At 27.6% G+C, this 22,327-nt stretch carries 16 protein-coding genes, 5 tRNA genes and 1 pseudogene; 9 read left to right on the forward strand and 13 right to left on the reverse strand.

Annotated features, from left to right (window positions below; translation table 11 throughout):
* Nucleotides 1-54 precede the first annotated feature (54 nt).
* On the forward strand, nt 55-198 hold the full coding sequence (locus AJN58_RS10055) for a hypothetical protein (protein ID WP_002807233.1): 144 nt from the start codon (nt 55-57) through the stop codon (nt 196-198).
* Nucleotides 199-352: 154 nt separating this feature from the next.
* Here the strand turns inward: AJN58_RS10055 and AJN58_RS04855 are convergent, their stop codons facing one another.
* Both AJN58_RS04855 and AJN58_RS04860 read right to left on the reverse strand, forming a co-directional pair.
* Complete coding sequence (locus tag AJN58_RS04855; RefSeq protein WP_002807234.1) at nt 353-952, reverse strand: RloB domain-containing protein; 600 nt, start codon at nt 950-952, stop codon at nt 353-355.
* The gene (locus AJN58_RS04860) at nt 945-2,087 is read right to left on the reverse strand and encodes an AAA family ATPase (RefSeq protein WP_002807240.1); all 1,143 of its coding nucleotides are present in this window, start codon (nt 2,085-2,087) and stop codon (nt 945-947) included. The genes AJN58_RS04855 and AJN58_RS04860 overlap by 8 nt, the downstream gene beginning before the upstream one ends.
* A 537-nt stretch (nt 2,088-2,624) precedes the next feature.
* On the opposite strand from AJN58_RS04860, the gene AJN58_RS04865 reads away from it, so the two are divergent.
* The 4 genes from AJN58_RS04865 to AJN58_RS04880 are packed head-to-tail and all read left to right on the forward strand — an operon-like array spanning nt 2,625 to nt 12,562.
* Nucleotides 2,625-7,400: a type ISP restriction/modification enzyme gene (locus AJN58_RS04865; protein WP_002807242.1), complete on the forward strand. Its 4,776-nt coding sequence runs from the start codon at nt 2,625-2,627 to the stop codon at nt 7,398-7,400.
* The gene (locus AJN58_RS04870) at nt 7,400-8,581 is read left to right on the forward strand and encodes a P-loop NTPase fold protein (protein ID WP_002920498.1); all 1,182 of its coding nucleotides are present in this window, start codon (nt 7,400-7,402) and stop codon (nt 8,579-8,581) included. Before AJN58_RS04865 ends, AJN58_RS04870 begins: the two co-directional genes overlap by 1 nt.
* Nucleotides 8,574-10,319 (forward strand): DUF262 domain-containing protein, encoded by a 1,746-nt coding sequence (locus AJN58_RS04875; RefSeq protein ID WP_002807246.1) that lies wholly within the window; start codon nt 8,574-8,576, stop codon nt 10,317-10,319. Before AJN58_RS04870 ends, AJN58_RS04875 begins: the two co-directional genes overlap by 8 nt.
* Nucleotides 10,320-10,321: 2 nt before the next feature.
* On the forward strand, nt 10,322-12,562 hold the full coding sequence (locus AJN58_RS04880) for a DUF262 domain-containing protein (RefSeq protein ID WP_070292050.1): 2,241 nt from the start codon (nt 10,322-10,324) through the stop codon (nt 12,560-12,562).
* Nucleotides 12,563-12,572: 10 nt separating this feature from the next.
* On the opposite strand, the gene AJN58_RS04885 is transcribed toward AJN58_RS04880, so the two are convergent.
* The 11 genes from AJN58_RS04885 to recA all read right to left on the reverse strand — a co-directional run bounded on the left by AJN58_RS04885 (nt 12,573) and on the right by recA (nt 18,857).
* Nucleotides 12,573-13,742, reverse strand: coding sequence for a protein kinase family protein (locus AJN58_RS04885; RefSeq protein WP_002807250.1), 1,170 nt, complete (start codon nt 13,740-13,742; stop codon nt 12,573-12,575).
* Nucleotides 13,743-14,329: 587 nt separating this feature from the next.
* Nucleotides 14,330-14,414, reverse strand: a tRNA-Leu gene (locus AJN58_RS04890).
* Between the two features lie 5 nt (nt 14,415-14,419).
* Nucleotides 14,420-14,496, reverse strand: a tRNA-Arg gene (locus AJN58_RS04895).
* Between the two features lie 14 nt (nt 14,497-14,510).
* Nucleotides 14,511-14,587 (reverse strand) — tRNA-Arg (locus AJN58_RS04900).
* Between the two features lie 4 nt (nt 14,588-14,591).
* Nucleotides 14,592-14,668: transfer RNA gene (locus AJN58_RS04905), tRNA-His, on the reverse strand.
* Between the two features lie 24 nt (nt 14,669-14,692).
* Nucleotides 14,693-14,770: transfer RNA gene (locus AJN58_RS04910), tRNA-Pro, on the reverse strand.
* A gap of 42 nt (nt 14,771-14,812) precedes the next feature.
* Entirely contained in the window at nt 14,813-15,661 is an 849-nt protein-coding gene (locus tag AJN58_RS04915; protein ID WP_070261512.1) for a DNA ligase, read from the reverse strand.
* Entirely contained in the window at nt 15,661-16,323 is a 663-nt protein-coding gene (gene cgpA, locus AJN58_RS04920; protein ID WP_070277998.1) for a glycoprotein CgpA, read from the reverse strand. The genes AJN58_RS04915 and cgpA overlap by 1 nt, the downstream gene beginning before the upstream one ends.
* On the reverse strand, nt 16,313-16,516 hold the full coding sequence (locus AJN58_RS04925; protein WP_002839177.1) for a hypothetical protein: 204 nt from the start codon (nt 16,514-16,516) through the stop codon (nt 16,313-16,315). Before AJN58_RS04925 ends, cgpA begins: the two co-directional genes overlap by 11 nt.
* Nucleotides 16,517-16,581: 65 nt before the next feature.
* Nucleotides 16,582-17,826 carry a phosphopyruvate hydratase gene (gene eno / locus AJN58_RS04930; protein WP_070277714.1) on the reverse strand — a complete coding sequence of 415 codons (1,245 nt, stop codon included), beginning with the start codon at nt 17,824-17,826 and terminating at the stop codon, nt 16,582-16,584.
* On the reverse strand, nt 17,826-18,857 hold the full coding sequence (gene recA, locus AJN58_RS04935; protein ID WP_002862302.1) for a recombinase RecA: 1,032 nt from the start codon (nt 18,855-18,857) through the stop codon (nt 17,826-17,828). Before recA ends, eno begins: the two co-directional genes overlap by 1 nt.
* A gap of 106 nt (nt 18,858-18,963) precedes the next feature.
* On the opposite strand from recA, the gene AJN58_RS04940 reads away from it, so the two are divergent.
* The 4 genes and pseudogenes from AJN58_RS04940 to AJN58_RS10060 form a co-directional block, all read left to right on the forward strand.
* A complete protein-coding gene (locus AJN58_RS04940; protein ID WP_070292054.1) occupies nt 18,964-19,824 on the forward strand; it encodes a menaquinone biosynthesis family protein in 861 nt (286 codons plus the stop codon).
* Nucleotides 19,825-19,835: 11 nt separating this feature from the next.
* A complete protein-coding gene (gene fliQ / locus AJN58_RS04945) occupies nt 19,836-20,105 on the forward strand; it encodes a flagellar biosynthesis protein FliQ (RefSeq protein WP_002851290.1) in 270 nt (89 codons plus the stop codon).
* On the forward strand, nt 20,102-20,878 hold the full coding sequence (locus tag AJN58_RS04950; protein ID WP_070292057.1) for a UDP-N-acetylmuramate dehydrogenase: 777 nt from the start codon (nt 20,102-20,104) through the stop codon (nt 20,876-20,878). Before fliQ ends, AJN58_RS04950 begins: the two co-directional genes overlap by 4 nt.
* A 205-nt stretch (nt 20,879-21,083) precedes the next feature.
* Nucleotides 21,084-22,327, forward strand: a pseudogene (locus tag AJN58_RS10060) (hypothetical protein); the annotation flags it as partial.

Below are 22,327 nucleotides of genomic sequence, written 5' to 3' on the forward strand. Positions count from 1 at the left end.
GACAAAAATAATTTTAGATAGTGGTTTTAAACCTGATAAATAAAAAGGATTAATATGTGTAAAGATCAAGAATATATAGAGCAAAGAAAGGTTTTATGGGAAAAAAGTTTTGAAGCCTTTAAAGATGATAAAGTGTATCAAAAAGAACAACTTGAACTTGCAGAAGCAGGAATTAATGATGGCTTAGAGGAGGATTAATTATATAATTTCAGTCAAAATTGTAAAATATAACAAAAAATAATTTTACTCATAAATATTTAGTCTTAGCTAGAAACCAATTTTAGATATTATTGATTTATCTGTATATAATCACAATATCAAAGAAAAAAGTAGAATTTCTTTATAATATAATTTAAGCACCATTATATTGTTCTAATAATCTTCTAAAATAATATAAATTACTTTGAGTTTGATTATTTAGTGAATTTTTGTTAATCTCGCACCGCTTATTGCAAAAAACTGCGATATTACAAAAATACTTTTCAGCATTTTCTATACATCCACCTTTGCTTAATATTTGAGAATACAAATCGTTAGTAGATGATTTAAAATTCTTACTATCGCTATATCCTAATTTTTTATAAAAATTTGTTTTGCTATTTTTACTATTATCTACAAAATGAAATCTAAGCCAATCTTCAAAATCACCAAGAGTAAGAAATAAATGCTTGTCTTTTGAATTTTTTATATGTTTTATAAGTTTTTCTAAAATTTTCAACTCGCTAGTATCACTTTTTGCTCTATCTAGATCCATTACAATAATAAGCTTATCAACATAAGGTGCTTTTTCTATTTTATAAAGAATGTTTTTATATGAATTATTATTTTTTAAATTTTTTACATCTATTTTAACATTATCATAATTTAGATATTTAAAAAGAGAATTAAAATAATCTTCTTCTGTTTTACCTTCGCACCAAATCTGTATACTGGGCTTTGTTTTTTTATTCATCATAAAGCCCTTTCAAATAATCAATATATGCTTTTTTCTTTTCGCTTCTAATATCATAATCATAGTAAGTTCTTATCTTGCTCTCTAGGTGTTGATCTTTTTGAATTAAAAATATTTGTTGAGAATTTAAAAAACTTACATCAAACAATAAAACATTATGAGATGAAACAATTAATTGTCCATTATGATTTTCTTCTGTATTGATAAGATTGTTAAATATAAGTATTAAAGCTAAGGTACTTATTGAAGAATCTAATTCGTCAATAAAAATAATTTTTCCTTCCTTGATAATTTGGGTTATTTTATCTGCAAAATATACTATTTTTTTAATACCTTCTGATTCTATTTGATAATTAAATTTCTTTCCATTGCGTATAAAAAAGATTTCATATATATTTTTTTCATCTTTTTTATACTTTTTAAACTCAAAATCTTTTATGGTTTTATCCAATAATTGAAAAACCTCCAAAATGCTTTCTTTATGTTCTAAAAAATATTGCTTTTTATTTTCTTCAAATTCAAAATTGTATTTTTTTGAATAGTTACTATTCATATAAACTTCAATATTGTTTATAAGATTTATAAATATTTCTTTTTGCTCTATTTCAAAATCTTTTAAGAAATAAAAAATATTTTCACTAAGCTTTCTTGAAAAGAACATCCCTAGCTGTTCATTTTCTTTTTTGCTATAAATATCAAAAGTAGCCCTCTCATTTTCGAATTTGTATATAATTTTATTATTTTTCAAAAAAGTTTCTTTCAGAACATATTCTTTATTAAACTCTATAGAATAGGCAAAAATATTTTTACTATTATCAGACAGTTCAATATTTAATTTTACAGAATTTGAATTTTTATTAAAAGCATTGTCTACTAAATGCTCTCTTAGTGTATGAGAAAAACCATACTTAATTATATTTAGTAAAATTTTAACACCTATAAAAAAATTTGTTTTTCCACTAGTATTTTTCCCGAAAAATACTGCTGATTTCATAGGTTTCCCAACTTGCGATAAATTAAAATTATACTCATATTTTGTATTTTTCAACTTACTTTTTGGTTTTGCTGTAAAATCAACAATTTGTGTTTCTATTCCAAAAGAATACAAACCAGATATTTCTATTTTTCTTAACATAATATTTTCCTTTTATGTTATTATAAAGCATTGATAGTTAATATAAACATAAAATATGTTTATATTTAAAATACATAATTTTAAAGCCTATTTTAATAATTTTTATAACATAAAGAATTAAGGATATGAAAATAAATTAATAAAAATACATTTTTGATCAAGGTAAAACAATGAATAACTTAGCAAATTTCAGTATTTTACTTTCATGAGCATATAAAAAACTAAATCCACAAAAATATATTTCTTCTTAAATGATTTAATTAAAAATATTTTGAAATACTATTAAGAATAAAATAAGTTATTATGAAGTTCTTTGAATTTAATTATAATAATTATGGCTTCGAAGAAAACTAAAGTATAAACACTATAAAAGAAGATATTCCCTATAAGAAAATACTACTGATTTTATAAGCTTTCTGGTAGGTATAATATCTATTTATAATTATATAAAATTAAAACATAAAATTTTTATGCATTTATAAGCTATAAAGTCTATTTTTGATATATTTATGATGTATTTTTAAATAAAGGTTTTCTATGAGTGCAAACGAAACTACTTTTGAAATCATCTTAGAAAAATTAAAAAAAGCAAATTTAAACACTAGATCGAAGGGATCTATGTTTGAAAAACTTTCAAAACATCTTTTAAAAGAAAAAGATACAGCAAATATTTATAAAAATATTTATCTTTGGGATGAATGGGATAAAAAAAATGGGCAAGATTGTGGTATAGATTTAATCATTCAAACAAAAGATGATGATTATATTGCAGTACAATGTAAATTTTATGAAAGCTCAAAAGTAGATTTAAAAGATTTAAGCACTTATTTTACTAAATTACAAAGTGGAGTAGGGGAGATTAAATTTAGCAAAGGTATTATCATAAGCACTAGCGATCTTACTCAAAACGCTAAAAAAGAGATAGAACAAATTTCAAAAAATATACCTATAGAATTAATCACACTAGAAGATTTTTTAAATTCAAACATCAGTTGGGATAAATTTGATCCAAACAATTCTTTAGAATTGCCAATTATTGCAAAGAAAAAACCAAGAGAACATCAAATACAAGCCATAAATAACACCAAAGAATATTTTGCAAACAAAAACAACACAAGAGGCAAGCTCATCATGGCATGCGGTACAGGTAAAACTTTTACCTCATTAAAAATTATAGAAGAAATTACTCCTAAAAATTCTATTGTTTTATTTTTAGCTCCTAGTATAGCTTTAGTAGGGCAAACATTTAGAGAATATTGTAAAGAAAAGACAGATGATTTTGTTGCTTCTATTGTGTGTTCAGATAGTAAATCAGGTAAAAGCGTTGAAGATGATATAGATATTTTAGAATTGCCTATTCCTGCTTCTACTGATACTCAAAGCATTAAAAAGGCTTATGATATAGCTAAAAAAGACAACAAAAGATTTATCATCTTTTCTACTTATCAAAGTGTTGAAAAAATCATGCAAGCTCAAAAACAAAACGATCTAGATGAAATTGATCTAATCATTTGCGATGAAGCTCACAGAAGCGTAGGAAATCTGTATTCAGGTAAAGAAAAAGATAAATTAAATACCTTTACTCTATGCCATAGCAATGAAAATATCAATGCTAAAAAAAGAATTTATATGAGTGCTACTCCAAAGATTTATTCTAGTTCTCAAAAAAGCAAAGCTTTAGAAAATGATAATGAAGTATTTTCCATGGATGATGAAGAAATTTTTGGAAATGAAATTTATAGTATTAATTTTAGAGAAGCAGTTGAAAAAGACTTGCTTACTGATTATAAAGTTATCATTTTAGCCATCAAACAAGAAGGCATTGCAAATATAGCAAATACAGCCATAGCAAAATTAAAAGATGAGAAAAATGTAGATGAAAAATATGTAGATATTGATTTTGTATCTAAAATCATAGGTACGCATAAAGGTTTAGCAAGAAATGATTTAGTTGCTCTTGATGAAAATAACCAAATAGATAATGACTTTTTAGAAGAAATGGATAGTAATCTTTCAAGAAGAGTAATAAATTTTTGTAAAAGCATAAGAGATTCAAAAAATATAAGCAATTCTTTTAAAATCATTATGCAATGTTATGATGAAGCATTGAAAAAAGATTCTTTTAAAAATCTTAATATAAGCATAGATCATGTTGATGGAACTATGAACTCCAATGTAAGATTAAATAAATTAAACAATCTTAACTCTCCAAAAGAAAATACTTGTAATATATTAAGCAATGCAAGATGCTTAAGCGAAGGTGTGGATGTGCCTGCTTTAGATAGTGTAGTATTTTTTGATGGAAGAAATTCTATGGTGGATATAATCCAATCAGTAGGTAGGGTAATGAGAAAAGCTCCAAATAAAAAAACAGGCTATATCATACTGCCTTTAGCATTAAGCGAAAACGAGCTTTCAAATTTAGATGAAGCTATAAAAAATACCAATTTTTTAAATATATGGAATATATTAAAAGCTCTAAGAAGCCACGATGATACTTTGGTGGATGAAGCTGTATTTAAGGAAAAGATTAAAATAGCAGTAGCTGATTATGTAGGAGATGATAATTCATCAAATAATACAGATAAAAGCTATGAGCCAAGCTTGTTTGATAGCTTTACTCTGAGCGAACTTGCAAATACTCTATATAATGCCATACCAACTAAACTTGGCGATAAAGGTTATTGGCAAAGCTTTAGTGCAAAAACAGCCAAAATAGTAGAAAAATTAAACATTAGATTAAATGCTATTTTTAAAGAACACCCTGAAATTTTAGAAGAATTTTTAACCTCCTTAAAAGAAAACATTCACCCAAATATCAAAGAAGATGAAGCCATAGATATGATATGCTCTCATATTATAACTAAACCTATATTTGATATTTTATTTGATAAAAATATGGATGATAATCCTATAGGAAAAGCTCTTGATGAAGTAAATCAAAAGCTAAATACTTTTGGCTTAGAGATGGAAGAAACTAAATCTTTAAAAGCCCTTTATAAAAGCGTAGAAGAAAGTGTAAAATTAGCAAAAAGTCAAAAAAGCAAACAAGAACTTATTAAAAATTTATACGATACCTTCTTTAGATCAGCTTTTAAAAAACAAGCTGAAAAATTAGGTATAGTTTATACTCCTATGCAAGTGGTTGATTTTATACTTCATTCTGTCAATGAGCTTTTAAAAAGACATTTCAATACAGATTTTAACGATGAAAATGTAAAAATCTTTGATCCATTCACAGGCACAGGAAGTTTTATTACAAGATTATTAAGCAAAGAAAATAATTTAATTAGCGATGAAAATTTCAAAAACAAATACGAGAATGGAATTTTTGCTCAAGATATTATCTTACTTGCTTATTATATAGCGCTTATTAATATCACTCAAACGGGTAATGAAAGGATAAATGCCTTAGACAAATTCAAACACATAGCCCTAGCTGATAGTCTTGATTATTTAGATAAAAAAATACAAGATAATGGTTTATTTGCTTTAGAATTTAAAGATTTAGAAGAAAATAAAAAGATTAAAGACTTAATAGCCAATGAAAAAATAAAAGTTATCATAGGCAATCCTCCTTATTCAGCTGGAGCAAGTAGTGCAAATGATAATAATGCAAATATTTCTCACCCAAATTTAGAAAAACGCGTCAAAGATACTTATGGCAAAGAAGCAAGTGCTAAATTTGGTAATTCAACAAGAGATACACTAATCCAAGCTTTGCGTATGGCAAGTGATAAAATAGAAGATAATGGCATTATAGGTTTTGTGGTAAATGGAGGCTTTATAGATGCAACAAGTGCTGATGGCTTTAGAAAATGCGTAGCTAAAGAATTTAGCGATATTTATATCTTAAATTTAAGAGGAAATCAAAGAACTTCAGGTGAAACTTCAAGAAAAGAAGGTGGAAAAATATTTGATAGTGGTTCAAGAGCAAGTGTGGCTATAGTATTTTTTATAAAAGATACGAGCGTTAAAACAAATAAAATTCATTATTATGATATAGGAGATTATCTAGATAGACAAACTAAGCTTGATAAATTAGAAAATTTTAAAAGTGTATTAAATGTGCCTTTTATAAATATAATTCCAAACGAAAAAGGCGATTGGATCAATCAAAGAGGAGAGGACTTTGATAATTTAATGCCTTTAAAAAGCGATAAAAATGAATATGGAATTTTTGTTATAAATTCCACAGGTGTAGTAACTGGGCGCGATAGCTGGGTTTATAATTTTTCTAAAGAAAAGCTTGCAAATTCTATGCAAAAATGCATAGCTACTTATAATGAAGACTTAGCTAAATTTGATCATCAAGCCTTTTTAGAAAAAAATAAAAATGTTAAAAATTCTGAGCTTTATAAAGAGTTAAGCGATAAAGACATAAGCATAGATAATACTAAAATAGCTTGGACTAGAGCTTTAAAAAAAGATTTTATAAATAATGAAAAAATTAAAGAATTTAATCAAGAAAATATAAGAGAAATTTCTCATCGTCCCTTTACTAAAGAATATCTTTACTGGGAAAAAACTTGGAATGAAGAACAATCTCAATTAACAAAATTTTTCCCTAAAAATACAGATGAGAATTTGTTGATACTAACAAGCTTAATGGTGACTAAAGAATTTTCATCTTTTATAGTAAATTCTATAGCCGACTATCAAACTTTGGCCAACACTCAAATTTTTTCGCTTTATTTTTATCAAGAAGATGGAAGCAAAGAATACGCTATAAGTGATTTTGCTTTAGATGAATTTAAAAAACAATTACAAGATGAAACTATAAACAAAGAAGATATTTTTTATTATATCTATGCGATATTTCATCATAAAAGTTATTTGGAAAAATACAAATTTGAACTTTCAAAAGAAGCCCCAAGAATACCTATAAGTAAAGATTTTAAAAACTTAAGCGTTTTGGGTAAAAAACTAGCCACTTTGCACCTAAATTATGAAAACAATGAAATGTTTAAAGAAGTAGAATTTAAAGATGGAGTTTTAGCTGATATTAGCAATGATGAGTTTTATAAAGTTACTAAGATGAAAAAACTAGGAAATGATATTTTTTATAATCAAAATATCACTATAAAAAATATACCTAGCAAAGCTTTTGAATATAAAATCAATGGCAAAAGTGCGATTGATTGGATTATCGATAGATACCAAATAAGCATAGATAAAAAAAGCTTGATAGAAAACAATCCAAATGATTATCAAGGCGGTAAATACATTTATGAACTTCTTTTAAAAATCATTGATTTATCTATAAAAAGCGTTGATTTGATAAATGAGATTAGTAAAATGGAGTGTGAGTGATGGGTATAGATAAGGAAACATTAAAAAATAAAGTTGTTAATCTATTAAGACAATATTCTCTCTCAAACGAAAGTGCAATAGCAATAGCAATAGATGGGGAATGGGGTGTAGGTAAATCCTATATGTATCATAAAATAATAGAAGAAGAAATAAAAGAAGTACTGAAGATAACTCCCATATATACTTCAGTTTTTGGAAAAAAAGATGAAAATGAGATTATTAAAGATTTAATATCTCAATTTTTAACAATAGAAAATAAAAATGTAGATGGTATAAGAAATCTTATACAGGGAACATTTAAACTTTTTGGTAAAAACATAGATATGGATTTGTTATTTAAATTTTTTAGAAAAGAACATATGGGCAATACTATTATATGTATTGATGATTTTGAAAGATTATCAGATAAAATTCCGGTGCAAGATATTTTAGGATTGATTTCTGAGCTTAAAGAAAATAAAGGTTGTCATGTTATTCTACTTTATAATAGTTCAAAAATAAACACAAATTCTCAAGAACAATTTAATAATTATATAGAAAAGATAGTGGATGTAACTTATAATTATACTCCATATCCTTTTGATCAATTAGAATTATTAAAAGGTTTATTAAAATATCCACTTTATACCGAAAATTTCCCACAAGAAGAAGTGGAAAAATACTTATCGAATATAAAAATAAAAAATAAAATAGATGAATTAAAATTAATAAATTTACGCGAGATAAAAAAAATTATTTATTGCTTTAATGAATATTTTGAAGGTTTGGATAATGAATATTTAAAAGATGAATATACGCGAGTCTTGTTTGTTAATATCATATTTTACTGTATGGTAAATGCTAAATTGGTAATTAAATTAGAAGATGAATTGTCTACAATATCTCAAAAAGATACTGATTCAATTTCGAAGATTAAAAATGAATTACGTTTATGTGGTATGAAAGAAGACCCAAAAAATGGAATATTAAATTTTAAACCTATTGATGGAAATTTTATTAGATCGTTTGTAAATGTTATTAAAAAATATCAAAAAAATAATTTTTTTGATTTCCGATTTAGTAATCGGTATGAGGATAAATCCTTTGTTAAAAGTGAAGAGGAATTAATTTCAAAACTCTTTGAGTTAGCTCAAGAATATAAAAACAATAAAAATAAAATATCTGGAGAAGATAATGAGTGATATTAAATCAATAAATGATTTATTTGGGTTAAATTTTGTAATTCCATCTTATCAAAGAGGTTACAGATGGGATAAAACACAAGTTGAAGATTTATTAGAAGATATATGGAATTTTTGTGAAAAAGAGGATGATAAGAAAGACAGTTTTTATTGTTTACAGCCGATTATTGTAAAAAAATACGAACAAGATGAAAAAAAATATAAATTAGTTGATGGACAACAAAGACTTACTACTATACATATGATTCTTTCTCATTTTAAAGTATATATGGATGATAGTAGATATGAATCATTTAAAATAGAATATGAAATTAGAAAAGATAGTAAAGATTTTTTAGAAAATATACAAGAAAAACACAAAACAAATGAAAAAGAATCAAATATTGATTTTTATTATATGAGCGAGGCTTATGAATATATTGAAGAATGGTTTAGTAAAAATAACAACAGAAGGCAAGAATTTTTTAGAATTTTAACATCGCAAAATAATATAGCAAAAAATGTGAGAATTATATGGCATGAAATAGAAGATAATGAAGATGAAAGGGAAGTATTCTCAAGAATAAATAGCGGAAAGATTCCATTAACTAATGCCGAATTAATCAAAGCCTTATTTTTAAATAGCAATAACTTTAAAAAAGAAGAAGTTGATTTAAGACAAATTGAAATTTCTAAAGAATGGGATGAAATGGAATATGCCTTACAAAACAACGAATTTTGGAGATTTTTAACTAGCGATGAAGATTATCCAGCAAGAATAGAACTTTTGTTTAAAACTTACTACAATAATGCATATAATAATCCAACAGATAAAGATCCTTGTACAATCTATAGATTTTTTGCTAATGAACTTAAAAGCGATAATAAACTTAAAATTTTAGATGAAATTTGGCTAGAAGTTAAAAAAATATTTTTAACATTTAAATATTGGTATGAAAATCATAAGTTATATCATTTAATAGGCTATTTAAATGTTTTAGAAAACAAAGAAAGCGAAAAATCACTAGTTAGTCTTTATAAAGAATCTTCAAAAAAGAGCAAAGAGGATTTTATGCTATTTATAGAGGAGCAAATTAGTAAACATATAAAAGTAAAAAATATAAACGAAATAAAGGAAATGAGCTATGAAGATGATAAAAATGAGATAAAGAAGATATTATTGCTATTTAACATAGCTACATACTTAGAGAGTGATATAAGATTTTCATTTGATAAATATATATCAGAAAAATGGAGTTTAGAACACATAAATCCTCAAAGCGGATTTACTATAAAAAACGAAGATGAAAGAAAACAATGGGTAAAAGATATTATTAATATTTTAAAATTACTCAATAATTCAAATGAACAAACAAATTTATTATTAAATAAAATTAAAAAAGTAATTAATAATCCAAATGAAAAAATTGGTGATAAAAAATTTGCTGATATAACTAATAATATTTTTGAATATTTTGGTTCCGAAGATAAGCATAGCATAGCTAATTTGACCTTGCTTTCGCTTGATACAAATAGCAAGCTTAGCAATCATATATTTGCTATTAAAAGGAATAGATTAAAAGATGATGAAAAAACTGGAAAATTTATCCCTTTATGTACTAAAAATGTGTTTATGAAATATTATAGTGAAAATTTTGACGATGCAAAAAATATTTATTTTTGGACTAGTAGTGATCAAGATTCGTATTTAAAAGCTATTGAAGAAAAAATCAAAGTTTTTATAAAAAATGGAGAATAACAATGCTTAAAAATATTACCAATTTTAAAGAATTAATTGAGGAATATCAAATTAAAATTCCTATTATACAGAGAGATTATGCACAAGGAAGAATTGAGGCTAGTATTATTAGGGATAAATTTTTAGACAATATTCTTGTGCACTTGAACAACAACAAAGAAATGTGTTTAGATTTTATTTATGGAAGTGTTAAAAATGATGTTTTTTTGCCGCTTGATGGGCAACAGAGACTGACTACTATTTTTTTACTTTATTGGTACTCCGGAAAAAAGGAAGATAAAGAAATAGATTTTTTAAAAAAATTTACTTATGAAACTAGAGCTAGCTCAAGAGAGTTTTGTCAAAAATTAATACAAGAAGAATTTAATACTTTTGAAGATAGTGATAAATTATCTGAAAAAATTAAAAACAGTAGTTGGTTTTTATATTTTTGGGATAATGATCCTACTATTAAATCTATGCTAGCAATGATAGATGATATACATAAAAAATTTAACAACGAAGAATTCTTTGATAAACTAGAATTACTTAAATTTCATTTTATTAAACTAGAGAATTTTAATTTAGATGATGATTTGTATATAAAAATGAATGCTAGAGGTAAAAAATTAACAGATTTTGAAATTTTTAAAGCAGAATTTGAAAAATTTCTAATTAGTAATAAGAAAAATCTCTTCAAAGAGTATTTTATAAAAAATATTGATGGCGAGTGGACAGATTTGTTTTGGAGATTAGGTTTTAAAAATAAACACTATTTGATAGATGACGCTTTTATGAATTTTTTTTATTTTATCAGTGAAATGCTTCATGTAAAAAATAAAGAAAAAACAACAGTTATTGATTTTGAAAATATGAAAAAAAACATTAGCAAACTGATCGAAAATGTATATTTAAATGATGAAAATATTGATTTCTTCTTTAAAGCCATTAAATACTTAGAAAATATAGCTAATTTTAACAAGGAAAATCTTTCAGATAATTTTGAAAAAAATAAATTAGCCTTATTTGATAAATATCCAGATTTATTAATAAAAGTGATTAATAATGATAAGGGTAATCTGATTAATTTACAGCAAAAAATATTATTATTCATCATTATTAGTAATTTTGTAGAAAATGAAGGCAATATTAATGTTGTAAATTTATTAGATAAACTTAGAATTGTAAGAAATTTAACTCAGAGAATTAGAGCTTTAAAGCAAGGTAAAATAGATTATACTGCTACTTTATCTTATGAAAAATTATATTATATATTAAATTTGTCTTTAGTTAATGCAAAAGAAAATATATACACCTACCTAATCAATAATGAAGTAAAATTAACAAATACAGATATAAGCAAAGATTCATTGGATCAAGAAGTATATAAAGCAAAATATATACAAAATGACAATAATTTAAAATGCACCATTCAACAATTAGAAGATTATAAATACATCTGTGGAGATTTATCTTTCTTTTTATTTGAAGATAAAGAATTATTGAAATTTGCAAGTGATAATATTACTAAAATTTTTACTAGCAAAACCCATTTAATTATTAGATCTTTACTGACCATAGAAGACTATGCAAAATATATTGGTTTTGCTGGCTCTGGTTCAAAATATTACTTTGGTGTTGATAATAAATGGGAAATTTTATTAACCAAGAATAATCAAAATGATATGGAAGATTACACAGACTACCTTGGCTTATTTTATCAGTTCTTTAAAAAATATAAATCTATTAAGGATGAGTTTTTAGATTATGATTCAAATGAAATATTAGAACAGTTAATTTTGGATTATCTTAACAATAAAGGTAATATAAACTATACCAGTTGGGTTTATTATTTTATTAAACATGGAGATAAAATATTTAACAATACAGAAAAAAGGAAAAAAAATTATTTTGTTTGGTATGATGAAGAAAATTTTAATATAGATAAGATGTATGGTGAAACAATGGGTAGCAAATATGTAAATACTTATGTAAAAATATTATCTGAAATAAGTAATATCCATTTGATAGAAGATGAACAAAGATCTGAATATATTAAAATTACCGATAAAATAGAAATAACATCATGTAATAAAAATGGGTGGCTTTTAAAATTAAATGATAAATTTATTGTAGAAAATATAAATAGTGATTTTGTTTTAGAAAAAGAAGATGAAGATGGAGTTTATATTTTAAAACACAATAAATCACAAGATGTTATTGAAATGGCACAAGAATTAATTAATACTGTCCAAGATAACTAGTTTAACCTAGTTATCTTGCTTTTAAAAAAGAAATAAAATCCACTTTTAAGTCTTCTAGCTTTTTATATCTGTTTTCCTTGTCTTCACCAATTCCTTTTTTTAAAAAGTCACAATTTGCTTTTTTTACATTCTCTTTACCTGTAGCTATAAAATACAAGACTTGAGTTAACGCATAAAGCTCATCTTCAATGTTATACTCATTAAAACCTTTAATTTTCAAAGTAGAAAAATCATTTAAACTTCCTTTTATTTCTGTATCAATACTTGTTAAATCGCTATTAATTTCTTTTGCTAATCCAAAATCAGAAATTTTTATCACAGGGTAAATATAATCATATAGCTTCAGTAAGATATTATTAAAACTAATGTCTCTATGTAATATATTATTGTTCCATAGAATTTCAATCCCTTTAAGCACTTGACAACCTAAGGAAATTCTTTCACCATTTGAAAGCTTTTGGTTATAATTTTTTATATATTTTTCTAAAGTGAAATCAGCATATTCCATAATATATTCCTTCTTTTGTTCATCCATAGAATATACTTTTAGAATATAAGGATTGTTAACACTTCTCATTATTTCATACTCTTTAACAAATCTAATAAATTCTTTATCGTTGGCAGCCTTATTTAGTCTCTTTAATGCAAAATGACATTGATAAAAATCATCGTAATATTTATATACATTAGCATAAGATCCACTACCAATAAGAGTTAAAGTGCAACTTCTGAGTATGTTTGGAATATTTATTTTGTTTGACAAAACAAATATAGATATTTTTTCATAAATAGTTATTTTTTTCATTCCTAAAGGAATCTCGCTACCTCCACTATTTTCTAAAAAATCTAAGCACTGTTTAAAAATATTGTAATAATATTTATCTATCTCAAAAGATAACTCACTGTTTTTAAATTCCTTCTGTAAGTGCAAAGCTAACTCTATATTGGTTTTTAACTTTCTACTATAGTTGGCCAAATAATGTTTATTGCTTTTTTCAGTAGATGGAAGACGTTCATTCATTTTTTTAAAACACTCTATGATGTTATTATGTAAAGATGAAAAAACTAATTGAAGGCGTTTGTTTGTAGTGCAAGAATACAATTCTAAATAAGAATTAGATAATGTTTGTTGAAGTTCGTTAAATGCATTAGCTAAATTATTTTCTAATATTCTATCCATATTTGAAACTCTTTTACCTATAAAAAATAAAACTATTGATTAATAAAATCTATGCAAAATAAATTATAACACAAAACAAGCTCATAAATCGATTTTAATTGTTGATATTGCTTTATAGTAAATTTTGATTTTAGGCTTGTTTTTGTTTATCTTTGGCAGCATTTAATTGTAATCAAATCTTTATAGCATTCATTTATTGATTAATTAGCGTATTTATAAGCAAAAAACCGAAAAAGCTGAGAAACCATTATTTTATCAGTATTAACACTATGAAAATTCATATGTATTTTATGGTTTAATTATTCTTAAAGCTTCATAACAAAATAAATAAATCTTAATGTGTGAATTTTATATTATTAAAAAAAGAAATAGAAAATAAACTGGCAATTTAATATAAAAAAATAGAATGTATTTTTATTTTATTTTTTTAAATATTTTTATAAAAGTCAATTTCTTTTTTAGATTATTAATGATAAATTATATTATTTTAATATGGAGTGTTAAAAATTAATTTTTGAGAAAAAAACCGCTACCAAAACCGCTCCCTAAGTTTTTTAAAAATTTTAAAAAGTAGCTTCAAAGCATGGTGGTGCGGATGAAAGGACTTGAACCTTCACGCATTGCTGCACCAGATCCTAAGTCTGGCGTGTCTGCCAATTTCACCACATCCGCTAAAGTGGTACGCCCAAGAGGATTCGAACCTCTGACCTACGGCTTAGAAGGCCGTTGCTCTATCCAGCTGAGCTATGAACGCATATAAAATCTTGGTGGTGCGCCCGATAGGAATCGAACCCATAACCTACAGATCCGAAGTCTGTTGCTCTATCCAGTTGAGCTACGAGCGCTTAGTGGGGTGAGTGATGGGAATTGAACCCACGACCCTCAGGACCACAATCTGATGCTCTAACCGACTGAGCTACACTCACCATTTTGTATAAATTTATAAAAAATGGTCGGGGTGAAAGGATTCGAACCTTCGGCCCCTTGGTCCCAAACCAAGTGCGCTAACCAGACTGCGCTACACCCCGAATAAATAAAAGGAAATATTTTATCACAAAATAATTTTAAAGTCAAGGATTTTCATCTCTTATTCTTAAAAAAACCGGAAAGCGAGGTAAGGAATTTTTGGTCAATCCATTAAATTTATAAGTCACAATACTACCAATTTTTGGAGGATTTTTTCTATCTTCATCTTTTAAACCACTGCCTATTTTAATGATTTGTCCATTAGGCATTTTACAAAGTAAGGCACCTACTTGATTTTCAAATTTACCCTTACCCTTGCGAAATCCTACCAACTCACATTCTGCATCATCATAGGGTTTTAATTTCATAGCATTTTTACTTCTGCCTTTTTCATAAGGACTTAAATTTTTGCGTATGACAATACCTTCACCTTGATTTTTTATAATGCTTTCGTAAAATTGATTTAAATTATTTTGATTTTCAACTGGAATTTGAGGAATAATTTTTATATAGGCACTAGGATATTTTTGCAAATACTCTTCTAAAACAGCCAAACGATTTTTAAGAGTACAAGTAGAAATTTGAAATTCTTCGCAAGCATTTGGCACATCAAAAATATTATAAGTTACTTCCTTCCATAAGGTCAAATTGCTATCGCCACTACGAATTAAAGCTGAAATTTCATCAAATTTATTTCTTGCTATCCAAAGCTCACCATCAATAGCAAAAGGAGGGAAATTTTTTGTAAAAAAGTCAGGAGTTTTTATTTGGTAATTTTGGCGAGTTTTTAGATATTTCCCATCCCAAATTCCACGCACTCCATCAAGTTTTTCGCTCATCAAATAAGCATTAAAATCTTTAGAGTTAAAATCTTGCTTATCGAATTTGCTAAGAAGTAAAATTTCATTAGCAAAAACTAAACAAGCACAACATATTAAAAAAATAAATCTCATCAAAGCAGATTAATCATATATCCAGTTGCATCTTTTTGAATATTATAATTATAAGTTCCATCAAGATATATTACAAGTCGATAATATCCTTTATGAGATCCAAAGCCTATGCGTTTAAAAATAGAATTGCTAAGGCGTATGTTTTTTGTAGGGCTAATCAAATTAGACCTAAAATCTATAACGATTTTGCTCGGATTTCCTACTGAAAAATCTGTGATCATTTCATCACTAGTGTTAAGTTTTATTTTGTTTTTATAAACCGCGTAAGAAATAAAATCATAAATCTTTGCAACCTGTAAAGGTATTTCAACATTGGCTGTTGAGTTTGATTCTTGTTTAGAGCTATTTTTTTCAGGTATAGTAACTGAAACATCGAGTACTTTTGAAGGATCAGGGCTTTTAAATCTTGATATAGTATAAGTATCGTGCCAATCAATACTTTTATTAACATCTAAATCAATCTTATCTTCACTTCCGTCTAAATTGATATAATTAAAAGTGATGCTTTTTAAAATTCTTGCACTAGAATTAAATTTAACTTCCTCTTTTTGAAATTCAGGTGGAGCAACCAAGGTTATATTTTGATCTGCCTTGAAAGGATTTTCATCAGAATATAAAAGAGAGGTAAAAATAAAAAATATTGCTAAAATTCTAGTTTTCATTTGGATATAATCCTTTTAATTCAAAATAATCTTTTTGTGCTTTAGCGTTTTGTTCTTTAAGTAAAATAATCTTTTTATTAAGCTCTTCTTTGGTATTTTCTAAGCTTAATAAAGTATCCAAAGAATACTGCCCAAAAAACATATTGCCAAAATAAATCGCTCCAATTACAACAAGAAAAGCCCAAAAAATCATTTTTATAACATGGGTATAAAAACTTTTTTTTCTTGTGCTTTCATCGTATTCTTTAAGTAAATCGCTCAGAGCTTTTCTCCTAAGTATTCATCGCTTTCAAGTTCAATTTCAAGCAAGCGATTGTATTTTGCGGTTCTTTCGCCTCTTGCTAGAGCTCCTGTTTTGATTTGTCCTGTATTTAAAGCTACGGCAAAATCTGCTATAAAAGCATCTTCACTTTCGCCGCTTCTATGACTCATCACACATTTATAGTTATTTCTTTGCGCTAAACGCACAGTTCTCATAGTTTGGGTAATAGTTCCGATTTGATTTGGCTTGATAAGTACAGCATTTGCCATTTTTTTGATGATGCCTTCTCTTAAAATATCTTCATTGGTTACAAATAAATCATCACCCACAAGCTGAATTTTATTGCCCAATTTTTCAGTAAGCTTGATCCAACCTTCAAAGTCATTTTCAGCTAAGCCATCTTCGATACTGCAAATTGGATATTTTGCACAAAGTTCTACATAGCGTTCGATCAAATCCTCGCTTGAAAAAGCCTTGCCTTCCATGTGGTATTTGCCATCTTTGAAAAATTCTGTACTTGCTACATCAAGAGCGATTTTTACACGATTTTCATAACCTGCTTTTTTGATACAAGTCATTAAAAGATCGATAGGTTCTGTGTTGTTAGCTAAATTTGGAGCAAAACCGCCTTCATCACCTAAAGCCGTAGAATGTCCAGAATTTGCGAGTTCTTTTTTTAATATCGCATAAATTTCACAAACTGAACGCAAAGCTTCTTTAAAACTAGTAAAACCAAAAGGCATGATCATAAATTCTTGAAAATCTACATTGTTGTTTGCATGAGCACCGCCATTTATGATATTACACATTGGTACAGGCAAAATGCTTGCATTTGCACCACCTAAGTAGCGATACAAAGGCATTCCCAAAGCAGCCGCAGCTGCACGAGCTGTTGCCATAGACACGCCTAAAGTCGCATTTGCGCCTAAATTTGAGTAATTATTTGTTCCATCAAGCTCACGCAAAGTATCATCAAGTTGAGTTTGATTAAAAGCATCTAGCCCTAAAATTTCATCTGCAATGGTTTCATTGACATTTACAACAGCTTTTAAAACGCCTTTTCCGCCAAATCTTTCATCATTATCACGCAATTCTAAAGCCTCTTTTGAACCTGTACTTGCACCACTTGGAACTATGGCCGCACCTACACTTCCATCGCTTAGCGTAACTTCAGCTTTTACGGTTGGGTTTCCTCTACTATCAAGAACTTCATAGGCTCTAACATCTTCAATTACTAACATTATTCTTCTCCTTCGTCATCTTCGCTACCGCTGAACATACCTTCTATTCCCATAGAATTTTGAATCGCTTTTGTGATTTCATCTGCAATTTCAGGGTTTTCTTTTAAGAAAGCTTTTGAGTTTTCTCTACCTTGTCCAAGTTTTTTATCTTTATAAGAGAACCACGCACCACTTTTATCTACGATATCAAGTTTTACACCGTAATCAATCAACTCACCTTCACGGCTTAAACCCTCTCCAAACATCACATCAAATTCAGCTTGTCTGAATGGAGGAGCAACTTTATTTTTAACTACTTTTACTTTAACGCGGTTTCCTATAGGTTCTTCGTTTTGTTTTAAGGTTGCTACTTTTCTAACATCTAAACGCACAGAAGCATAAAATTTTAACGCATTTCCACCTGTTGTGGTTTCAGGAGTACCATAACCCATAGCGCCGATTTTCATACGAATTTGGTTGATGAAAATTACTGTGGTATTCATTTTATGAACTATACCTGTAAGTTTTCTTAGAGCTTGAGACATAAGTCTTGCTTGAAGTCCTACATGTTGATCACCCATATCGCCTTCAATTTCTGCTTTTGGGGTAAGTGCTGCAACGCTATCTACTACGATAAGATCTACTGCACCACTTCTTGCTATAGTTTCTACAATTTCTAAGGCTTGCTCTCCAAAATCAGGTTGTGAAACATATAAATCATCTGTATTTACACCTAAATTTTTAGCATATTTTACATCAAGCGCATGTTCTGCATCGATAAAAGCACAAACTCCACCTGCTTTTTGGCATTCTGCGATAATGTGTAAAGTTAGAGTGGTTTTACCTGAACTTTCAGGCCCATAAATTTCTATGATTCTTCCTTTTGGAACACCGCCTATACCTAAAGCAAGATCAAGCCCAACTGAACCTGTACCTATGCTATCGATTTGCTCGACTTCTTTATCCCCTAGTCTTAAGATAGTGCCTTTTCCAAAGGTTTTATCTAAACTTTTTAGGGCAGCATCTAGGGATTTTCTTTTATTATCATCCATAACTTTCCTTAAAAATTCTAAATTTTTAGTTAGAATTCTAACAAAATAAAATTAAATAATGGTTTATTTTGCTAGAATTAAAGCAAAGATTTACAAGGAAGCATAGATGAAAAAAATTACTATTGCACATTCTCCTGATGCTGATGATATTTTTATGTATATGGCTATTAAATTTGGGTGGATGGGGAATGATTTTGCTTATGAAAATACAGCTTTAGATATACAAACTTTAAATGAATTTGCCTTGAAAAATGAATTTGATGCTACAGCTATTTCTTTTGGGCTTTATCCTTTAATCGCTTCTGAGTATGCGCTTTTACGCACAGCAGTGAGTTTTGGCGAAGGTTATGGGCCAAAACTCATCAAGAAAAAAGATACGCATTTAAAAAGAAATTTTAAAGTCGCTTTGAGTGGAGCAAATACCACCAATGCTTTGATTTTTCGTATGAAATATCCTGAAGCTAGAATTATTTATAAGAATTTTTTAGACATTGAAAATGCAGTTTTAAGTGGTGAAGTAGATGCAGGAGTTTTGATCCATGAAAGCATTTTAGAATTTGATCAAAGTCTTTGCGTGGAAGCAGAACTTTGGGATATATGGCTTGAATTTACTAAAGAAAATTTACCTTTGCCTTTAGGTGGAATGGCTTTGCGTCGCTCTTTGCCTTTAAGCGATGCGATTAAGATCGAAAAGGATTTAACCAATGCTGTAAAAATCGCCGATGCAAATCGTAAAATTTTAGCCCCTATGCTTATGGAAAGAAAACTTATCCGTGTTGATGAAGAAAAACTAGATACTTATCTTAATCTATATGCCAATAAAAACTCCATTAGCATGAATCAAACTCAACTTTTAGCTGTAGATACGCTTTTTAAACTAGGATATGATTATAAATTTTATGATAAAATCATACATGTAAATGATTATCTTATCCCTAGCGAATACGAAGAAGCTAGAAATTCTTAAAAAGGATAAAAATGGATGAAAGTACCTTAGTTGCTCTTGGAGTGCAAACCTTTAAAATCACACTTTTACTTTCCTTGCCTATGCTTTTAGCAGGGCTTATTGCAGGGCTTGTAATCAGTATTTTTCAAGCAACTACACAGATTAACGAAATGACACTTTCTTTTGTTCCTAAAATCATCTTAGTTGTAGTTATTTTAATCTTTTTAATGCCTTGGATGACCACAACTATGATTGACTTTACCGAAAACATACTAAATCAAATTCCAACTTTTATCAAATGATCATTGATTTTAAAAAATACTCTTCTGTGCGCATAGGAAATAAATTTGAAGTTTTAGTTTTGGATCAAATTTGTGATTTTGATGGTTTTTTAATAGGCGGTGCAAATAACCTTTTAGTTAGCCCAAAACCTAAAAATATAGGAATTTTAGGAGATAGTTTTGATTTTATACAAATTTTAGATCAAAATAAAGATTTTATACATCTTCGCATAGGCTGCAAAACAAAATCAAGCAAAATGTATCGTTTTGCCAAAGAAAATAATCTTAAGGGTTTTGAGTATTTAAGCAAAATTCCTGGTACACTTGGCGGGCTTTTGAAGATGAATGCAGGACTTAAAGGAGAGTGCATTAGTCAAAATTTAATCAAAATTGCTACTTTTCAAGGCGAAATTTTAAGAGAAAATATAAATTTTGATTATCGTTTTTGTCCTTTAAATATGCCTTTTTTTTGGGCTGAATTTAAACTAAATTTTGGCTTTGATACCCTTAAAGATAAAACTTTAAAAAATGCAAGGAGCAACCAACCTAGTGGGGCAAGCTTTGGCTCTATCTTTAAAAATCCAAAAAACGACTTTGCAGGACGTTTAATCGAAGCTGTAGGACTTAAAGGATTTAGCAAGGGAGATGCTATGTTAAGCGACAAACACGCAAATTTTTTAATCAATAAAAAAAATGCAAGTTTTGAAGATGCGTTTTTTCTTATCGAATTAGCTAGAAAAAAAGTCTTTGAAGAATTTGGCATAAACTTAGAAAATGAAGTGATTATAATCTAAACACAGAAAACAATAAAAGTCTAAAAATTTACTCTTAATCTAACTTTAAATAAAACATAAATTCAAACAATATAGTTTTATTATAATAAGTATTTAATAATATTTTAAGTATAACTATTTTAATATTCTGTCGTTTTATTTTGTATTTTATATTATTTTTAAAAAATATAATATATAGAACAAATTATAAAGGGAGGAAATTCTTATGAAAAATATCACATTAACTAAAACACCTATAGGAGAGGGTAAAGAATCCTGTTTAAATTCTAAAAAGATAGTTTTATCTTTGGCTGCTATTTCTTTCTTAGCTAGTTGTGCAAATGCTGCACCTACTCCTGAAATAAAAACTTATGATGAAATAAGTAAAAATACTAAAGCTAGTTCAGCAAGTGTTTATGCTCCTCAAGCTAGGATTAATACGACTGTAAGTAGTTCAATCAACAATCAAATCAACATTTCTGATTCAGGTGTGCATACCATAATAATTGAAGCAGGTGGAACTTTAGGTAGTATAGGTAATAACAATAAAATCATCTATGCCCATGCTAGTGGTAACAACACTCTTACTCTTGCTAATCTTACCAATAAAGGAACTATTAACGGTAAGGTAGCTGTAGAACATGATCAAGGTTTTGCAGGAACCATCACTGTTAACACCTTTGAAAATACAGGTCAAGTTAATGGTCAAATTTATATGGGAGTTTGGGGAGGTCAGGGAACTCTCACTGTGGATCAGTTTGATAACAGTGGAACTATAGCTTCAAGCGATAAAGGAGTTTTTTTCGAAGGCGGTGCTAATAATAAATCCACGATTAATAATTTTAACAATACTGGAGTTATAACAACTTCAACAAATAAAGAAGCTGTTCAGTTTAATTATACCGATGTTAAAACCATTACCAATAATGGAAACATTAAAAGCGAAGGACATAGAGGTATAAGCATAAATAATTCAAGTGTACAAACTCTTAATAATAGTGGCACTATTCAAACCAGCAATCAAGATGTAAAAAACTGGGATACACAAGCAATATATATTGGCAATTCTACAATCCAAACATTTATCAATAGCAAAAACGGAATCTTAAAAGGTGATGGAAGAAAAGATCCAGGAGGACCTAATGGGGCTGCATTTGCGAGCTCTGGGGTTAATCTTCAAGCTTCTACTATAAAAAATTTTGATAACTCAGGCATTCTTTCGGGAAGAGTAGGTATAAATATATCAAGTACTACTATAGATAATTTTAAAAACAGTGGCACTATAGAAGGAACATCTGGAGCCAAACAATTATCAGGAGCAGTATTCATTCAAAGTTGGGGAACTTCAAGCTCCACTATTAAAAATTTTGAAAACACAGGCCTAATTAAAAATCAAAACGGCAATGCTATCTTCATAGGTGATGGCAACAAGATAGAAACCCTTACAAATAAAGGAACTATAGAAGCAGG

This window comes from Campylobacter sp. BCW_4321 (assembly GCF_001763075.1).
Taxonomy (GTDB): Bacteria; Campylobacterota; Campylobacteria; order Campylobacterales; family Campylobacteraceae; genus Campylobacter_D; species Campylobacter_D jejuni.